We start from the raw sequence: 14,027 nt of genomic DNA, 5'->3' as shown, positions 1-14,027 counted from the left end.
CCCGGGGACCGGCCGCCTCACGGCGTTTCCGGGGCGAAGCCCATGAGTGCCCGCAGCCCCGCCAGGACCTCGGGCGACACGATGGTGCCGCGCGCGTGCGGCCAGGGCCCCAGGGGCGAGATGCCCGGGGGCCGTCCGGGCGGAAGGGCCGGTCCGGGTACACGGGCTTCGAGGCACCGCCGCACCGGACCGGGAGGGAGCATCAGCGCCGGGCGCTGCGGCGGGGCGGCGGCGTGCCCGAGCGGGGCGTCGGCCCGTTGCACCCGCCTTTCCCTTCCCGGCGCCGGCCGGTCAGGGGGCGCACCGCCGTCCGGCCCGGCGGCCCGAGTCGGCGCGGGACGCCACGACGGGCCCCGCCCCGGGTCCCTGAGCCGGGCTTCGAGCAGCAGGCGGAGGCGCTCCGCACGCGCGGCCTTCAAGATCTCCGCGGCCTCGTTCTCGGCCTCGGCCAGACGGGCGGCCGCCTGTTCGTCGGCTTCTCGCCGCCGGTGCTCCGCGTACCGGTCGGCTGCCCGCCGGGCCTCCAGTGCGGCGGGGGTGGCTCCGGCCCGCACCGCGTCGGCGTACCGGTCGGCCTCTTCCTTCATGGCCCGTGCCGAGGCCTCCGCCCGGGCCATGAGCAGGGTGCTGTCCTTGCGGGCTTCTTCGAGGACGGCCGCGGCCTCGGCCCTCTCCTCGCGTTGCGCCTCCAGGGCCCGGCTCAGCGCGTACGCCAGCGTCGCCGCGTCCGGTACGCGCCGGGCGGGGTCCTTGGCCAACAGCCGCATGACGACTGCGGCGACGGCCGGTGGTACGCCGGGGGCCGCGTCGGCCAGCGGACGGGGCGGCTCTTGTATGTGGCGGCGCTTGACGGCATCGCCGACTCCCCGGAACGGGGGCTGCCCGCTCAACCCCTCGTAGAGCAGGCAGCCGAGGCTGTAGAGGTCGGACCGGTGGTCCAGCCTGCCGTTTCCCCCGGCTTGTTCGGGCGACATGTACGCGGGGGTGCCGACGGGATTGCCGGGTAACGTCCAGTTGCCCTGCACCAGGTCGTCGAGCAGCTTCGCCACCCCGAAGTCGGCGAGTTTGACGACGCCGGTGCCGGTGAGCAGCACGTTGGCGGGCTTGACGTCGCGATGGACGATGCCCTTGGAATGGGCCGATGCGAGGGCCTGCGCGATCTGGTGTCCCCAGTGCACCACGTCGTACCAGGGCAGGGGTTCCCCGGTCCCGAAGACCTCGGCCAGGTTCTTCCCGTCGACCCGTTCCATGACCAGGTAGAGCAGCCTCGCGCCGGGAGTGACCGCTTCACCGCAGTCGTGGACCGTCACCACGTGGACGTGGTTGAGGCCGGCGGCGGCGCGGATCTCCCGGAGGAAGCGCGCTTCGGCCTCGCCCTGGCCGAGGGAAGCTCTGATCCGCACCAGCTTCACGGCGACGGAGCGCTCCATGTGCGTGTCCGTGGCCTCCCACACCTCGCCCGAGCCCCCTTCGCCGAGCCAGGTGTGCATTTCGTAACGGTCGTCCAGACGCCACCCCTGCATGGGGCACCCTCCCGCTGCGCGTGCCGCTCCCCCGTCGATTATGCGCCCGGCCGGGGGACGGGGACACCGGCCTTTGGCCGTACGAGCGGTGGCGACGCGGGGGTGGAGCCGTGATGCTGGATCCCGTGATGGACGAGACGGAGTTCTGGGAGATCGTCGACCGTACCCGCGAGGCCGCCGAGGGCGACCCCGAGGAGCATGCCGAGCTGCTCGTGGAGCGGCTGGCGCAGCTCGATCCCGACTCCGTGCTGGACTTCGCGCGGCACTTCGAGTCCCGGTACAACCGGGCGTACACCTGGGACCTGTGGGGCGCGGCGTGGGTGCTGCTCGACGGGGCGAGTGACGACGCGTTCGACTACTTCCGGTGCTGGCTGATCGGGCAGGGCCGGGAGGTCTTCGAGGGCGGGGTGCACGATCCGGACCGGCTGGCGGAGCTGCTGGGTGATTTCGACGAGGAGATCGACGGGGACGGCGAGGAGCTGGGGTACGCGGCCGACGAGGCGTACGAGCAGCTGACCGGGGTGGTGGCGCCGGACCTGGGCATCCCGTTGCAGGCGGAGGAGCCGGAGGGCACCCCGCTGGACTTCGAGAGCGAAGCCGTGCTGGCGGAGCGCTTCCCCCGGCTCTGGGAACGGTTCCGCTCTTAGTAGTGCGTACCGCCGTCGATGCGGATCTCGGTGCCGGTGATGAAGGCGCCGTCCTCGGAGCCGAGCATCGCGACGACGCCGGCGACGGTCTGCGGGCCGGCGAAGCCCTGGCCGAGGGCGGGGGCGAGCTTGGTGAACAGGCTCCAGTCGGTGTCCTCGGGCAGGCCGGGGCCGGTGCCGGTGGTCATGCCGCTCTCGATGGAGCCGGGGGCGACGGAGACGAAGCGCAGGCCCTGCTTGCTGTATTCGGCGGCCAGTGCGTGGGTCATGGACTGGATGCCGCCCTTGCTGGCCGCGTAGGCGGACATGTAGGGGTGGGCGAAGCTCGCCGAGGTGGAGCTGAAGTTGACGACGACGGGCTGCTCGCCGGCCAGCAGGGCGGGGAGCGACTCGCGGATCATCAGGAAGGTGCCGGTCAGGTTGACCGAGATCACCTGGTTCCACAGGTCGAGCGTGGTCTGGTGGGTGTGCGCGGAGCGCAGGATGCCCGCCGCGTTGACCAGTACGTCGATGCCGGTGAGGGCGTCGACGGCGGAGGCGACGCCGGTCTTGACGGCGGCCTCGTCGGATATGTCCAGGACGGCCGTGGTGAGCCGGCCGGCGTGGCCCTCTGCGGCAGCCTGCTCGGCGGTGGCCTTCAGTCCGGCCTCGTTCACGTCGACGGCGTGGACGCGGCCGCCCTCGGAGAGAATGCGGTGGACGGTGGCCTGGCCGATGCCCGAGCCGCCGCCGGTGATGAGGACGCGACGTCCTTCGTAACGGTTCATGGGGCGAGCCTACCGAGGACGTGACACGTTTTGCCAGACTGGCATGAAATGCATTCTTCAGCTAGTCCTGGCGTAGTCTTCACCCGTGAGATCTCCCCGCCCGTACTCCCCTCAGAGCGGCCCCGGAACCCAGTCGCTGACCGAGCGCCGCAAGGCCGCCACCCAGCTCGACATCGCCCGCGCCGCGTGCGAGCTCTTCGCCGCGAACGGCCCCGACGGCACCACCGCCGAGGACATCGCCCACCGGGCGGGGGTCGCGCTGCGCACGTTCTACCGCTATTTCCGCAACAAGCAGGAGGCCGTGGCCCCGCTGCTGGCGGGCGGCGGCGACGCCTGGCGGGCGCTGCTCGCCGAGGAGCGCCCGGGAACCCCCCTGGCGGAGGCGCTGGAGCGGGCGGTGACGCGCTCGCTGAGCGACTCGCAGGCCGTGGAGGAGGGGCTGGAGGTCACCCGCGGCCTGCTGCGCGCGGCCGCCTCCGACGAGGCGCTGCGGGCGGTCTGGTACCGGGTGAACCAGGACTCCGAGGAGCGCCTGGTCCCGGTGGTGGCCCGGCTGGCCGGCCCGGAGGCGGACCCGATGTCGGTGCGCCTGCTCGCGGCGGCCGCCACGGACGCGATCCGCGTCTCGCTGGAGCTCTGGTCCGCCGGCGACGCCCCGGTCTCGGGCCCCGGCTCCCCCGCGGACCTCGCGGTCCGCGCCCTGCGCGAGCTGACCGGCGCGATGCCCCTGCTCCGCTGAGGGAACAGGGGCACCGGAAGGGGGAGGGTGTCAGCGCCAGCCGCCCCAGTCGTCGTACCAGTCGCCGTGGCCGTGCCAGCCGGCGTTGTCCCAACGGCCCCAGTCGTCGTCGTTCCAGCCGTGGTCGTGGTCGCTCCAGCGGCCGTTCCCACCGCAGTCGTCGTCGTCCCAGTGGTTGGAGTGGCGGTAGTCCGAGCGCGAGTCCCGGCCACCGTCGTGGGCGGAGGCGTTCGCGGCCGGCAGCAGACCCAGGGTGAGTCCGGCGGCCCCGGCGACAACGGCTCCGACGATCCTACGGCGCATCTTCATGCACCTCCGATGCAAATATCGCTTATCGGGCTTTTAGGTCTTATCCACCGTTACTCCGGTCGGGCGGGCTGTCAAAAGCAGAAGGCCCCCGCCACTCTCCGAAAGAGAGCGGCGGGGGCCTTCCCTGCCTACGCTGACCTGGGCTTCTTACAGGTCGAAGTAGAGCTCGAACTCGTGCGGGTGCGGGCGCTGCGCGATCGGGGCGATCTCGTGCGTGCGCTTGTAGTCGATCCAGGTCTCGATCAGGTCGGGGGTGAAGACACCGCCGGCCAGGAGGTACTCGTGGTCCTCCTCCAGGGCCTTGAGGACGTCCTCCAGGCTGGTCGGGACCTGCGGGACGCTCGCGTGCTCGTCGGGCGAGAGCTCGTAGAGGTCCTTGTCGATCGGCTCCATCGGCTCGATCTTGTTCTTGATGCCGTCGAGGCCCGCGAGGAGCAGCGCCGCGAAGGCGAGGTACGGGTTCGAGGACGGGTCCGGCGCGCGGAACTCGACGCGCTTGGCCTTCGGGTTCGAGCCCGTGATCGGGATGCGCATGGCGGCGGAGCGGTTGCGCTGCGAGTACACCATGTTGACCGGCGCCTCGAAGCCCGGCACCAGGCGGTGGTACGAGTTCACCGTCGGGTTGGTGAAGGCGAGCAGCGACGGGGCGTGCTTGAGGATGCCGCCGATGTAGTAGCGGGCGGTGTCCGACAGGCCCGCGTAGCCGGCCTCGTCGTAGAACAGCGGCTCGCCGCCGGCCCACAGGGACTGGTGGACGTGCATGCCCGAGCCGTTGTCACCGAAGATCGGCTTCGGCATGAAGGTCGCGGTCTTGCCGTTGCGCCAGGCGACGTTCTTCACGATGTACTTGAAGAGCATCAGGTCGTCGGCCGCGGCGAGCAGCGTGTTGAACTTGTAGTTGATCTCGGCCTGGCCACCGGTGCCGACCTCGTGGTGCTGGCGCTCGACCTGGAGGCCCTGGGCGTCCAGCTCGAGGGAGATCTCGGCGCGCAGGTCGGCGAAGTGGTCGACCGGGGCGACCGGGAAGTAACCGCCCTTGTAGCGGACCTTGTAGCCGCGGTTGTTCTCCTCGGAGCCGGTGTTCCAGGCGCCGGCCTCGGAGTCGATGTGGTAGAAGCCCTCGTTCGCGGAGGTCGCGAAGCGCACGCTGTCGAACACGTAGAACTCGGCCTCGGGGCCGAAGAACGCGGTGTCGGCGATGCCGGTGGAGGCGAGGTAGGCCTCGGCCTTCTTGGCGATGTTGCGCGGGTCGCGGCTGTAGGCCTCACCCGTGATCGGGTCGTGGATGAAGAAGTTGATGTTGAGCGTCTTGTCCTTGCGGAACGGGTCCAGGCGCGCGGTGGTGATGTCGGCACGCAGCGCCATGTCGGACTCGTGGATCGCCTGGAAGCCGCGGATCGAGGAACCGTCGAAGGCGAGCTCCTCCGCCGGGTCGAACGCTCGCGCCGGGATGGTGAAGTGCTGCATCACACCAGGCAGGTCGCAGAAGCGGACGTCGACGAACTTGACGTCGTTCTCCTCGATGTACTGCTTCACTTCGTCGGCGTTCTTGAACATCCAACTCCTCCTACTCCCGGTCCCGGGGCAGGGACGGGCTTTATAGCTCGTGGTGCGTCAGTGCGGTGCCGCACGCTGACCGACCATAAGCAGACGGGATTTCCCAAGCATGACCCATTTGTTTCGCACAAGTTAACCAGGGTCCGGTCCAGGCCCCGTGGAGGAGCACCGGTACCGTGGTGGAGTGGACAACAGGCAAGCAATCGGTTCCTGGCTCTCCGGCCCGCGCGCGGCCGCCGAGGAGATGGGCGTCGACTTCGGCTATCCGGGCCAGCGGCTCGGCCTGCCCCAGTCGGGACCCGGCTCCGCGGCCCGCTTCGGACGCCGGCTCGGTGCCGTCCTCATCGACTGGATCGGCTGCCAGCTGATCGCGTACGGGCTCATCGCCCACGACGACCTGGATGCCGCCGGGTACTGGACGCTCGCGCTCTTCCTCTCCCTGACCCTGCTGACCGTGGGCACCGTGGGATTCACCCCTGGCAAGCGGATGCTCGGCCTCCGGGTGATCGGGCAGGGCGGCGGCCGCCTGAGCATCCCCCGCGTGGTGCTGCGGACCCTGCTGCTGGCCCTGGTCGTCCCGGCGCTGATCTGGGACCGCGACGGGCGCGGACTGCACGACCGCCTCGCGGGCGCCGTCCAGGTCCGGATCTAGCAGTACACCAGCACCTGCGCGTAGAGGTGTGCGCGTGCGGTGGCGGTGACCGGAAAGCACCGGTCGTATACACAGGTCGTATACACACAGGGGCGCCCCCGAGCCATCCGGCTTCGGGGGCGCCCCTGTGTGTGTACGAGGAGTGCGTCAGCGCATCTTTCCGCCGCGCGGCATGCGCATGCCCTTGGGCATCGGGCCCTTCGGGACCGGCATGTTGCTCATGAGGTCACCCATGGCGCGGAGCTTGTCGTTGGTCATGGTGATCTGCTCGCCGGACAGGACGCGCGGCAGCTTCAGCAGCGTCGTGCGGACCTTCTTGAGGGGCACCTCGCCCTCGCCGGTGCCCACGATGAAGTCGTGGACCGGGATGTCGGGCATGATCCGGGCCATCTTCTTCTTCTCGGCCGCGAGCAGGGCCTTGACCCGGTTCGGGTTGCCCTCCGCGATCAGGACGACGCCCGCCTTGCCGACGGCCCGGTGGACGATGTCCTGGTTCCGGTTCATCGCGACGGCCGGGGTGGTGGTCCAGCCCCGTCCCACGTTGTCCAGTACGGCCGCGGCAGCGCCCGGCTGCCCCTCCATCTGCCCGAAGGCAGCCCGCTCGGCCCGCCGCCCGAAGACGATCGCCATCGCGAGGAACGCCACCAGGAGGCCCAGGATGCCCAGGTAGACCGGGTGGCCGATCAGGAAGCCGATCGCAAGGAAGACACCGAAGGTGACGATTCCCACGCCCGCGACGATCAGACCGACCTTCGGGTCGGCCTTGCGCGTCATCTTGTACGTCAGGGCGATCTGCTTCAGTCGCCCGGGGTTCGCAGCAGTCTCTGCGTTTGACTTCCTCGCCATAAGGCGAAGTTTACGTGTCCTGCGGGGTCCGGGTAGCCGCGGCCTCGAGTACGTGCTCGGTTTCCACGCGGTCCTTCGCCCGGCGGCGGTCCTCCAGGACGGCGGCCCAGGCGTTGCGCCGGGCACCGCTCATGAGCAGCGATTCCAGGCCGCGGAAGGCCTCACTGAAGGACGGGATGGCGATGGCGCGGACTGGCGCGGCCTGCATGATGTCGACCCCTACTCTCGCTGCTCGGACCGTCGGCGTGTGCGGTGCGTGGATCCAGCGTCACTGACTGGTGTTACCAGGGCGTGACCGGTCGGTCAAATGTGATTGACACGTTGCAAACACAGACGCGGCCCGCCGGGCTCCTCACACGAAAAGAGCCTAGGGGCCGCGTCGATGCGGTGTTACCGATTGGTAGGTATTGTGCGTGAGTTCACACTCACGCACGGTCATGCAGCCGCCGGATCAGACGGCGGCGCGCTTCTCCATCGCCTGGTTGTACAGGCGGCCCGCGCGGTACGAGGACCGGACCAGCGGGCCGGACATCACACCGGAGAAGCCGATCTCCTCGGCCTCCTTCGCCAGCTCCACGAACTCGGCCGGCTTCACCCAGCGCTCCACGGGGTGGTGCCGCGGCGAGGGCCGCAGGTACTGGGTGATGGTGATGAGCTCACAGCCGGCCTCGTGGAGCTCCTTCAGCGCCTCCGAGACCTCCTCGCGCTCCTCGCCCATGCCCAGGATCAGGTTGGACTTGGTGACGAGGCCGTAGGCGCGGGCCTGCCGGATCACGTCGAGGGAGCGCTCGTAGCGGAAGCCGGGGCGGATCCGCTTGAAGATGCGCGGCACGGTCTCGACGTTGTGCGCGAAGACCTCGGGGCGGGAGGCGAAGACCTCCTCCAGCAGCTCCGGGACCGCGTTGAAGTCGGGGGCCAGCAGCTCCACCTTGGTGTGGCCGCCCTCGCGGCCGGCCGTCTGCTGGTGGATCTGGCGCACGGTCTCCGCGTACAGCCACGCGCCGCCGTCCGCCAGGTCGTCGCGGGCGACGCCGGTGATGGTGGCGTAGTTCAGGTCCATGGTGACCACGGACTCGCCGACGCGGCGCGGCTCGTCCCGGTCCAGGGCCTCGGGCTTGCCCGTGTCGATCTGGCAGAAGTCACAGCGCCGGGTGCACTGGTCGCCGCCGATGAGGAAGGTGGCCTCGCGGTCCTCCCAGCATTCGTAGATGTTCGGACAGCCGGCTTCCTGGCACACCGTGTGCAGTCCTTCGCCCTTCACCAGGGCCTGCATCTTGGTGTACTCGGGGCCCATCTTCGCCCGGGTCTTGATCCACTCGGGCTTGCGCTCGATGGGGGTCTGGCTGTTACGGACCTCCAGGCGCAGCATCTTGCGTCCGTCGGGTGCGACTGCGGACACGACCGGCTCCCTGTGTGACTTCGATTCTTCGGCGCCCACCAGGGTACGCCCGTAAATTCGTACGCTCTTACGTCCGCCAACCGGGGGCCGCCCGGAGGCATTCCCCCGGGCCGGTCAGGCCCCCGCGGCCTCGATCTCCCGGGGCCGCAGCTCGGCGTGCTCCAGCACGTCCTTCAGGTGCCGTTCGACGACCGGCAGCACCTCGGCGATGGTGACCTCGCGGCCCAGTTCGTACGAGAGCGAGGTCACACCGGCGTCCCGGATCCCGCAGGGGATGATCCGGTCGAACCAGGTGCTGTCCGGGTTCACGTTCAGGGAGAAGCCGTGCATCGTGACGCCCTTGGCGACGCGGATGCCGATGGCGGCGAGCTTGCGGTCCTCGCGGCGCTGGCCGGCGTTGGACGGGGCGTACTCGGGGCCGTGGAGGCGGGCGTCGAACTCGTCGTCGCCGGTGCGCGGGTCCGGTGCGGGCACGCTGAAGTCCAGGGAGAGGCCGCCTATCTGCGGGCGCTGCTCCACGGGGTCGCCGAGGACCCAGACCCCGGAGCGGCCCTCGACCCGGGTGGTTTCCAGGCCGAACTCGGCGGCGGTGCGGATGAGGGCCTCCTCCAGCCGGCGGACGTGGGCGACCACGTCGACCGGGCGGGGCAGCTTCATGATCGGGTAGCCGACCAGCTGGCCCGGGCCGTGCCAGGTGATCTTGCCGCCGCGGTCCACGTCGATGACCGGGGTGCCGTCCAGGGGGCGCTCGCTGGGGTCGGTGCGGCGGCCGGCGGTGTAGACCGGCTCGTGCTCCACCATCAGGCAGGTGTCGTCGATCTCGTCCGCGAAGCGGGCCGCGTGCACCCGGCGCTGCTCTTCCCAGGCCTCGGTGTACTCGACGGATTCCGGCCCGAAGCCCAGATGGACAAACCGAAGCTCAGTCACCGCAGCGCCTCCTCGTTGAACCTGCTGTGTGCACCTATCGCACTCCGGTCAAGAGTACGGCGACCCGTGCGCGGCCCTTCAGGCCCCCGGGGCGGGCTCCGGTTCCGCCCCCCGCGCGGCCTCCGGTCCGGCCTCCGGGGGCGGGGCGGCCGGCAGCCGGCGGGGGCGCCTGCGGCCCGCGGCCGGCCGGTCCGGGTCCTCGTCGGCCCTGGGCAGCCTGCGGTGGCCCTCGGAGTGGTCGTTGACCCAGCCGCACACCCCGCACGCGTAGCGCCCGTCCAGTCCCGCGATGAGGGTGCCGCAGCGGCGGCACTCCGCCTCGGTGATCTCGGGGGCGGGCAGCGGGGCGGTGGATTCCGCGGACGGGTCGGGGAGGTACGCCCCGTGGGGACGGCGGGTCATGTGGCGCAGAGTACGCGGACCGGGTGGGTCGGTCCGTAAAGAGCCCTACCCATTCTGCACACGATCGGATGAATGTGGGGCAGAGAGGGCGGTGTGAGGGGAGTTGGCCGCTACATTCACGCCGTTCACAGGGCCGGGACCCCGGTCCGTCACGTACGGAAACCGTGGAGCCGATGACCGAACGACCTGCCCAGCGTGTCCCCAACCGGCAGCTCGCGGCACTGATCGCGGAAGCCGGGTTCTCCAACGCCGGGCTCGCCCGCCGTGTCGACCAGCTCGGTCTGGAACACGGTCTGGACCTGCGGTACGACAAAACCTCCGTGACCCGCTGGCTACGTGGCCAGCAGCCCCGCGGCACCACCCCGGCGCTGATCGCGGAGGTCTTCACGCGGCGCCTCGGGCGGCGGCTGTCGGCACAGGATCTGGGCCTGGACGCGTGCGCTCCCGTCTACGCCGGGCTGGAGTTCGCGGCCACCCCCGAGGAGGCCGTGGACATCGCGAGCGGGCTGTGGCGCAAGGACTCCGGCTCGCACGCCGAGCTCCGCAAGATCGCCTTCACCCCGGCCGGGCTGGTGGTGCCCAGCCGGGACTGGCTCATCGGGCGGGCCGACGAACGCGTCGGCCGCGGCGCCGACCCCGCCGCGCACCGGGTCCCCGCCCAGGGCCGCACCTCGGTGCCCCGCCAGCGGCAGATCGACCGGGGGCCCGGACAGCGGGTGACCAGCGGGGACATCGCGGCGCTGCGCTCGGTGAGCGAGCTGTTCCGGACCCTGGACCACACCTACGGCGGCGGCCACGCCCGGCAGGCCCTGGTGCGCTACCTGGAGCACGAGGCCGAGCCGATGCTGCGCGGCACCTACGGGGAGACCACCGGGCGCCGGCTGTTCGCCGCGGCCGCCGACCTGACCCGGCTCGCGGGCTGGACCTCGTACGACATCGCCGCGCACGGGCTGGCCCAGCGGTACTTCGTCCAGGCGCTGCGCCTCGCGCAGGCCGCCGGGGACCGGCCGTACGGGTCGTACGTGCTGATCACCATGAGCCGTCAGGCGGTCTACCTGGGGCACGGCCGGGAGGCGGTGCAGCTGGCCCGGGTCGCCCAGCAGGGCGTGGGCTCGGGCCCGCCGCCGGTGGTGCAGTCGCTGCTGCACGCCTCGGAGGCGCGGGGGCACGCGGTGCTGGGCGAGGTGCGGGCCGCGACGGCCTCGCTGGTGCGGGCGGAGCGGGCGCTGGGCGCGGCCCGGCCGGGGGACGACGTACCGCACTGGGCGCGGCTGTTCGACGAGGGGCAGCTGGCGGACGAGTTCGGGCACTGCCACCGGGACCTCCAGCAGTACCGGGCCTCGGCGCAGCACGCGGAGCGCTCGCTCCAGCTGCGGGCGCCCGGGTTCGCGCGCTCGCGGCTGTTCTGCCGGGTGGTGCTGGCGACGGCGCGGCTGGGGCTGGGCGAGCTGGACCAGGCGTGCGCGCTGGGGGCGGAGGCGGCGCAGCAGGCGATGGAGATGCGGTCGGTGCGCGCGGTGGAGTACGTACGGGACTTCGAGCGGCGGCTGGAGCCGTACCGGGACGCGGCGGCGGTGCGGACGTACCGGGACCGGGTGTCGGCGCTGAGCTGACCGGTGGGCCCGGCCCCCGCGGGGACCGGGCCCGTGGCCGGTGGTTCTCAGGCGGCCGCCGGGAGGGCGGGTTCCGGGCGGGCGGGCAGCGGGATGCCGAAGTCGCGCAGCAGGGCGGTCGCGGCGCGGCGGGCGGAGTGCAGGGCGCCCTGGACGGTGTTGGAGTCGCGGTGGTCGCCGCAGACGTAGAGCCCGGCCAGGACGCGCACGGGCCGCTGCCTGTCGTGGGGCGGGGGCATCGCCGGGACGGCCTCCGGGGTGTGGTGGACGGCCAGCAGCTCCCAGTCCCGCGTCGGGGTGTCGTACAGCCGGGCCAGCCGGGAGGCGACCGTCCGGGCGGGCGGCGGCGGGCCGTGCACGGTGGTGGTGATGAGGCTGCGGCCGGCGGGGGCCCGGGTGGGGTCGATCGCGCTCATCACGGTGGTGTGGGCGAGCGGCCACTTGGGGTCTGCGTCCAGGAGCAGGGAGCCGTCCCAGGGCAGGGGTTCGGGGGTGGCGTGGTGGATGACGGTGACCTCGTGGAAGGCCGGCACGCGCAGCCCCGGGAGGAGTTCGGCGGCGGCCCGGGCGCCGGTGGCGAGCAGGACGGCGCGACAGCCGAAGTCGCCGTGTTCCTCGGTGGTGACGAGGTTGGTCGCCACCGACCGCACCCGGATGCCGGTGCGGATCGTGCCGGGCGGCAGGGCCGCGGCGAGCAGGCCGGGCAGGGTGGCGGCTCCTCCTTCGGGTACGGCGAGGCGGCCTCTGGCGAAGGTGCGCAGCGCGAGGTCGGCGACGCGGCTGGAGGTGGTCAGCTCCGGGTCGCGGAGCAGGGTGGAGAGCAGGGGGCGCAGGACGCCGGTCACGGTGCGCGGGGGCAGGCCGCGGGAGCCGAGGGCGGCGAGGGCGGTGCGTTCGGGCCGGGCGAGGACGCGGTCCAGGGGCAGTGCCGCGAGCCGGCCGAGCGCGGCGCTGAAGCGGGCCTGGTCGAGGGAGCCGCTGGCGAGTGCGCGGGCGGGGGTCAGGGCCCCGGCCCGCTGCTGCCTGCCGTCGGCGCCGTGCACCAGGACTCCGGGGGCGAAGGGGCGCAGGACCAGCCCCGTGAGGCCCGGGGTGCGGGCGGGTTCGGTGTAGGCGGTGTTGAGGAGCTGGCCGACCCGGTCGAGCCGGAACCCGTCGGCCGTTTCGGTGGCCATGCGGCCGCCGGGGTCGTCGGCGGTCTCCAGGACGCTGACGGTGACCCCTGCCGCGATCAGGTGGTGCGCGGCCGCGAGTCCTGAGACTCCGGCTCCTACGATGACGACGTCCGCGTGATGTGCGGCATGGTGTGAGCTGCTGAGCACGTGCCCCTCCCCGAGGTCGGCGCGGCTGTGTGGGGATCCTCCTTCCCCCAACGGGCTCCAGGAGAACCCGAGTCCGGCCGGGGATTGCGCACAACTCCGGTCGCACGACGGTCGCACACGGGTCACGAACGGTCGCACACGATCGCGCCCCTGCTCCCGCCTTTACTTTTTGATGGCCGCCCTGATCGACTCCTCGATGCCGGGGTACGTGAACGTGAAGCCGGACTCCAACAGCCGGGCGGGGCGCGCCCGCTGACTGCCCAGCACGTCCTGCGAGAGTTCCCCGAGGACGAGGCGCAGCGCGGGGGCGGGGACCGCGAACGGCGTCGGGCGGTGCAGGACGCGTCCCATGGCGGCGGTGACCTCGCGGTTGGTCAGGGGCTGCGGGGCGGTGAGGTTGAAGGGCCCCTCGAGGGCGGGCGTCTCCATCAGGAACCGCAGGGCGGCGACCTCGTCGTGCAGGGAGATGAACGACCAGTACTGGCGGCCGCTGCCGAGCCGCCCGCCGAGGCCGGCCCTGAAGAGGGGGAACATCCGCCCCCAGGCCCCGCCCCCGGCGGCGACCACCAGCCCGGTGCGGGCGAACACGGTCCGGATCCCGGCCTCGCGGGCGGGGGCTGCGGCGGCCTCCCACTCGACGCAGACGGAGGGCAGGAACCCGCTTCCGGCGGGGGCGGACTCGTCGACGGCCCGCTCGCCCGTGTCCCCGTAGTACCCGACCGCCGACCCGCACACGAACACGCCCGGCGGGTCGTCCAGCGCCGCCACGGCCCGGGCGAGGGCCCCGGTCCCCAGCACCCGGCTGTCGCGGATCTCCCTCTTGTAGGCCTCCGTCCACCGGTGGTCCCCGACCCCGGCCCCGGCCAGGTGCACGACGGCGTCACACCCCCGCAGCCCGTCGGGGTCCACGTACCCGCTCCGCGGATCCCACCGCGCCTCCCCCTCCCGGGCGGGGTCGCGCCGCACGAAGCGGACGGTGTCGTGGCCGTCGGCGTGGAGGGAGCGGACGAGGGCCCGGCCGATGAGTCCGGAGGCTCCGGTGATGGCGATGCGCATGGAGCCAGTGTTCCCCTTTTGGACACGCCGCTCGCGCGGCTCGGCGCCGGGGCGCCTCCCCGGCTTCGCGCCGCTGCGCCGGCCTCCGGCCGTCGGGCCCGGGGCGGGGCAGGTTCGCGTGTCCGGTGCCGGTGGGTCGCCTGCGGGTGGGTGGGCCGCTGCGCGGGGGCTGGGTCCCCTACCCGCCCTTCCACCGTTCCCAGGGGCTCCGCCCCTGACCCCGTTCGCCTCAAACGCCGGCGGGGCTATAGATAGCCCCGCCGGCGTT

15 protein-coding genes are annotated in these 14,027 nt (G+C 72.2%); 4 read left to right on the top strand and 11 right to left on the bottom strand.

Annotation, left to right across the window (positions count from 1 at the left end; all coding sequences use genetic code 11):
• Nucleotides 1–17 precede the first annotated feature (17 nt).
• Nucleotides 18–1,490, bottom strand: coding sequence for a serine/threonine-protein kinase (locus AC07A6_RS36310; RefSeq protein WP_478779965.1), 1,473 nt, complete (start codon nt 1,488–1,490; stop codon nt 18–20).
• A 161-nt stretch (nt 1,491–1,651) separates the two neighbouring features.
• Between AC07A6_RS36310 and AC07A6_RS36305 the strand changes: the two genes are divergently transcribed.
• The gene (locus AC07A6_RS36305) at nt 1,652–2,170 is read left to right on the top strand and encodes a DUF4240 domain-containing protein (RefSeq protein ID WP_362470307.1); all 519 of its coding nucleotides are present in this window, start codon (nt 1,652–1,654) and stop codon (nt 2,168–2,170) included.
• On the opposite strand, the gene AC07A6_RS36300 is transcribed toward AC07A6_RS36305, so the two are convergent.
• Nucleotides 2,167–2,937: an SDR family NAD(P)-dependent oxidoreductase gene (locus AC07A6_RS36300; RefSeq protein WP_478779964.1), complete on the bottom strand. Its 771-nt coding sequence runs from the start codon at nt 2,935–2,937 to the stop codon at nt 2,167–2,169. The two genes, AC07A6_RS36305 and AC07A6_RS36300, sit on opposite strands and share 4 nt — an antisense overlap.
• An 85-nt stretch (nt 2,938–3,022) precedes the next feature.
• On the opposite strand from AC07A6_RS36300, the gene AC07A6_RS36295 reads away from it, so the two are divergent.
• Nucleotides 3,023–3,676 carry a TetR/AcrR family transcriptional regulator gene (locus AC07A6_RS36295; RefSeq protein ID WP_386275299.1) on the top strand — a complete coding sequence of 218 codons (654 nt, stop codon included), beginning with the start codon at nt 3,023–3,025 and terminating at the stop codon, nt 3,674–3,676.
• A gap of 30 nt (nt 3,677–3,706) precedes the next feature.
• On the opposite strand, the gene AC07A6_RS36290 is transcribed toward AC07A6_RS36295, so the two are convergent.
• On the bottom strand, nt 3,707–3,979 hold the full coding sequence (locus AC07A6_RS36290; protein ID WP_362470298.1) for a hypothetical protein: 273 nt from the start codon (nt 3,977–3,979) through the stop codon (nt 3,707–3,709).
• Nucleotides 3,980–4,132: 153 nt separating this feature from the next.
• Nucleotides 4,133–5,542 (bottom strand): type I glutamate--ammonia ligase, encoded by a 1,410-nt coding sequence (gene glnA / locus AC07A6_RS36285; protein WP_362470295.1) that lies wholly within the window; start codon nt 5,540–5,542, stop codon nt 4,133–4,135.
• A gap of 184 nt (nt 5,543–5,726) precedes the next feature.
• On the opposite strand from glnA, the gene AC07A6_RS36280 reads away from it, so the two are divergent.
• Nucleotides 5,727–6,194 carry an RDD family protein gene (locus tag AC07A6_RS36280; protein ID WP_478779963.1) on the top strand — a complete coding sequence of 156 codons (468 nt, stop codon included), beginning with the start codon at nt 5,727–5,729 and terminating at the stop codon, nt 6,192–6,194.
• 147 nt (nt 6,195–6,341) lie between these two features.
• Here AC07A6_RS36280 and AC07A6_RS36275 read toward each other — a convergent pair whose 3' ends face one another.
• The 5 genes from AC07A6_RS36275 to AC07A6_RS36255 form a co-directional block, all read right to left on the bottom strand.
• Nucleotides 6,342–7,040, bottom strand: coding sequence for a DUF4191 domain-containing protein (locus AC07A6_RS36275; protein ID WP_362470290.1), 699 nt, complete (start codon nt 7,038–7,040; stop codon nt 6,342–6,344).
• Between the two features lie 10 nt (nt 7,041–7,050).
• Nucleotides 7,051–7,248 carry an SCO2195 family GlnR-regulated protein gene (locus tag AC07A6_RS36270; RefSeq protein WP_362470288.1) on the bottom strand — a complete coding sequence of 66 codons (198 nt, stop codon included), beginning with the start codon at nt 7,246–7,248 and terminating at the stop codon, nt 7,051–7,053.
• A 243-nt stretch (nt 7,249–7,491) separates the two neighbouring features.
• Nucleotides 7,492–8,439 (bottom strand): lipoyl synthase, encoded by a 948-nt coding sequence (gene lipA, locus AC07A6_RS36265; RefSeq protein ID WP_007263733.1) that lies wholly within the window; start codon nt 8,437–8,439, stop codon nt 7,492–7,494.
• A 114-nt stretch (nt 8,440–8,553) separates the two neighbouring features.
• The gene (gene lipB, locus AC07A6_RS36260; protein WP_362470285.1) at nt 8,554–9,366 is read right to left on the bottom strand and encodes a lipoyl(octanoyl) transferase LipB; all 813 of its coding nucleotides are present in this window, start codon (nt 9,364–9,366) and stop codon (nt 8,554–8,556) included.
• 78 nt (nt 9,367–9,444) lie between these two features.
• Nucleotides 9,445–9,768, bottom strand: a complete 324-nt coding sequence (locus AC07A6_RS36255) for a hypothetical protein (RefSeq protein ID WP_362470282.1) — start codon at nt 9,766–9,768, stop codon at nt 9,445–9,447.
• Nucleotides 9,769–9,941: 173 nt separating this feature from the next.
• Between AC07A6_RS36255 and AC07A6_RS36250 the strand changes: the two genes are divergently transcribed.
• On the top strand, nt 9,942–11,381 hold the full coding sequence (locus tag AC07A6_RS36250) for an NsdA family TPR-like regulatory protein (protein WP_386275472.1): 1,440 nt from the start codon (nt 9,942–9,944) through the stop codon (nt 11,379–11,381).
• Nucleotides 11,382–11,428: 47 nt separating this feature from the next.
• Here AC07A6_RS36250 and AC07A6_RS36245 read toward each other — a convergent pair whose 3' ends face one another.
• Together AC07A6_RS36245 and AC07A6_RS36240 are read right to left on the bottom strand one after the other, a co-directional pair.
• Nucleotides 11,429–12,703 carry an FAD-dependent oxidoreductase gene (locus AC07A6_RS36245; protein WP_478779962.1) on the bottom strand — a complete coding sequence of 425 codons (1,275 nt, stop codon included), beginning with the start codon at nt 12,701–12,703 and terminating at the stop codon, nt 11,429–11,431.
• Between the two features lie 162 nt (nt 12,704–12,865).
• A complete protein-coding gene (locus AC07A6_RS36240) occupies nt 12,866–13,759 on the bottom strand; it encodes a TIGR01777 family oxidoreductase (RefSeq protein ID WP_478779961.1) in 894 nt (297 codons plus the stop codon).
• Nucleotides 13,760–14,027: the final 268 nt, after the last annotated feature.

This window comes from Streptomyces sp. NPDC044002 (assembly GCF_056434525.1).
This window is presented reverse-complemented; position numbering and strand designations above follow the sequence as displayed.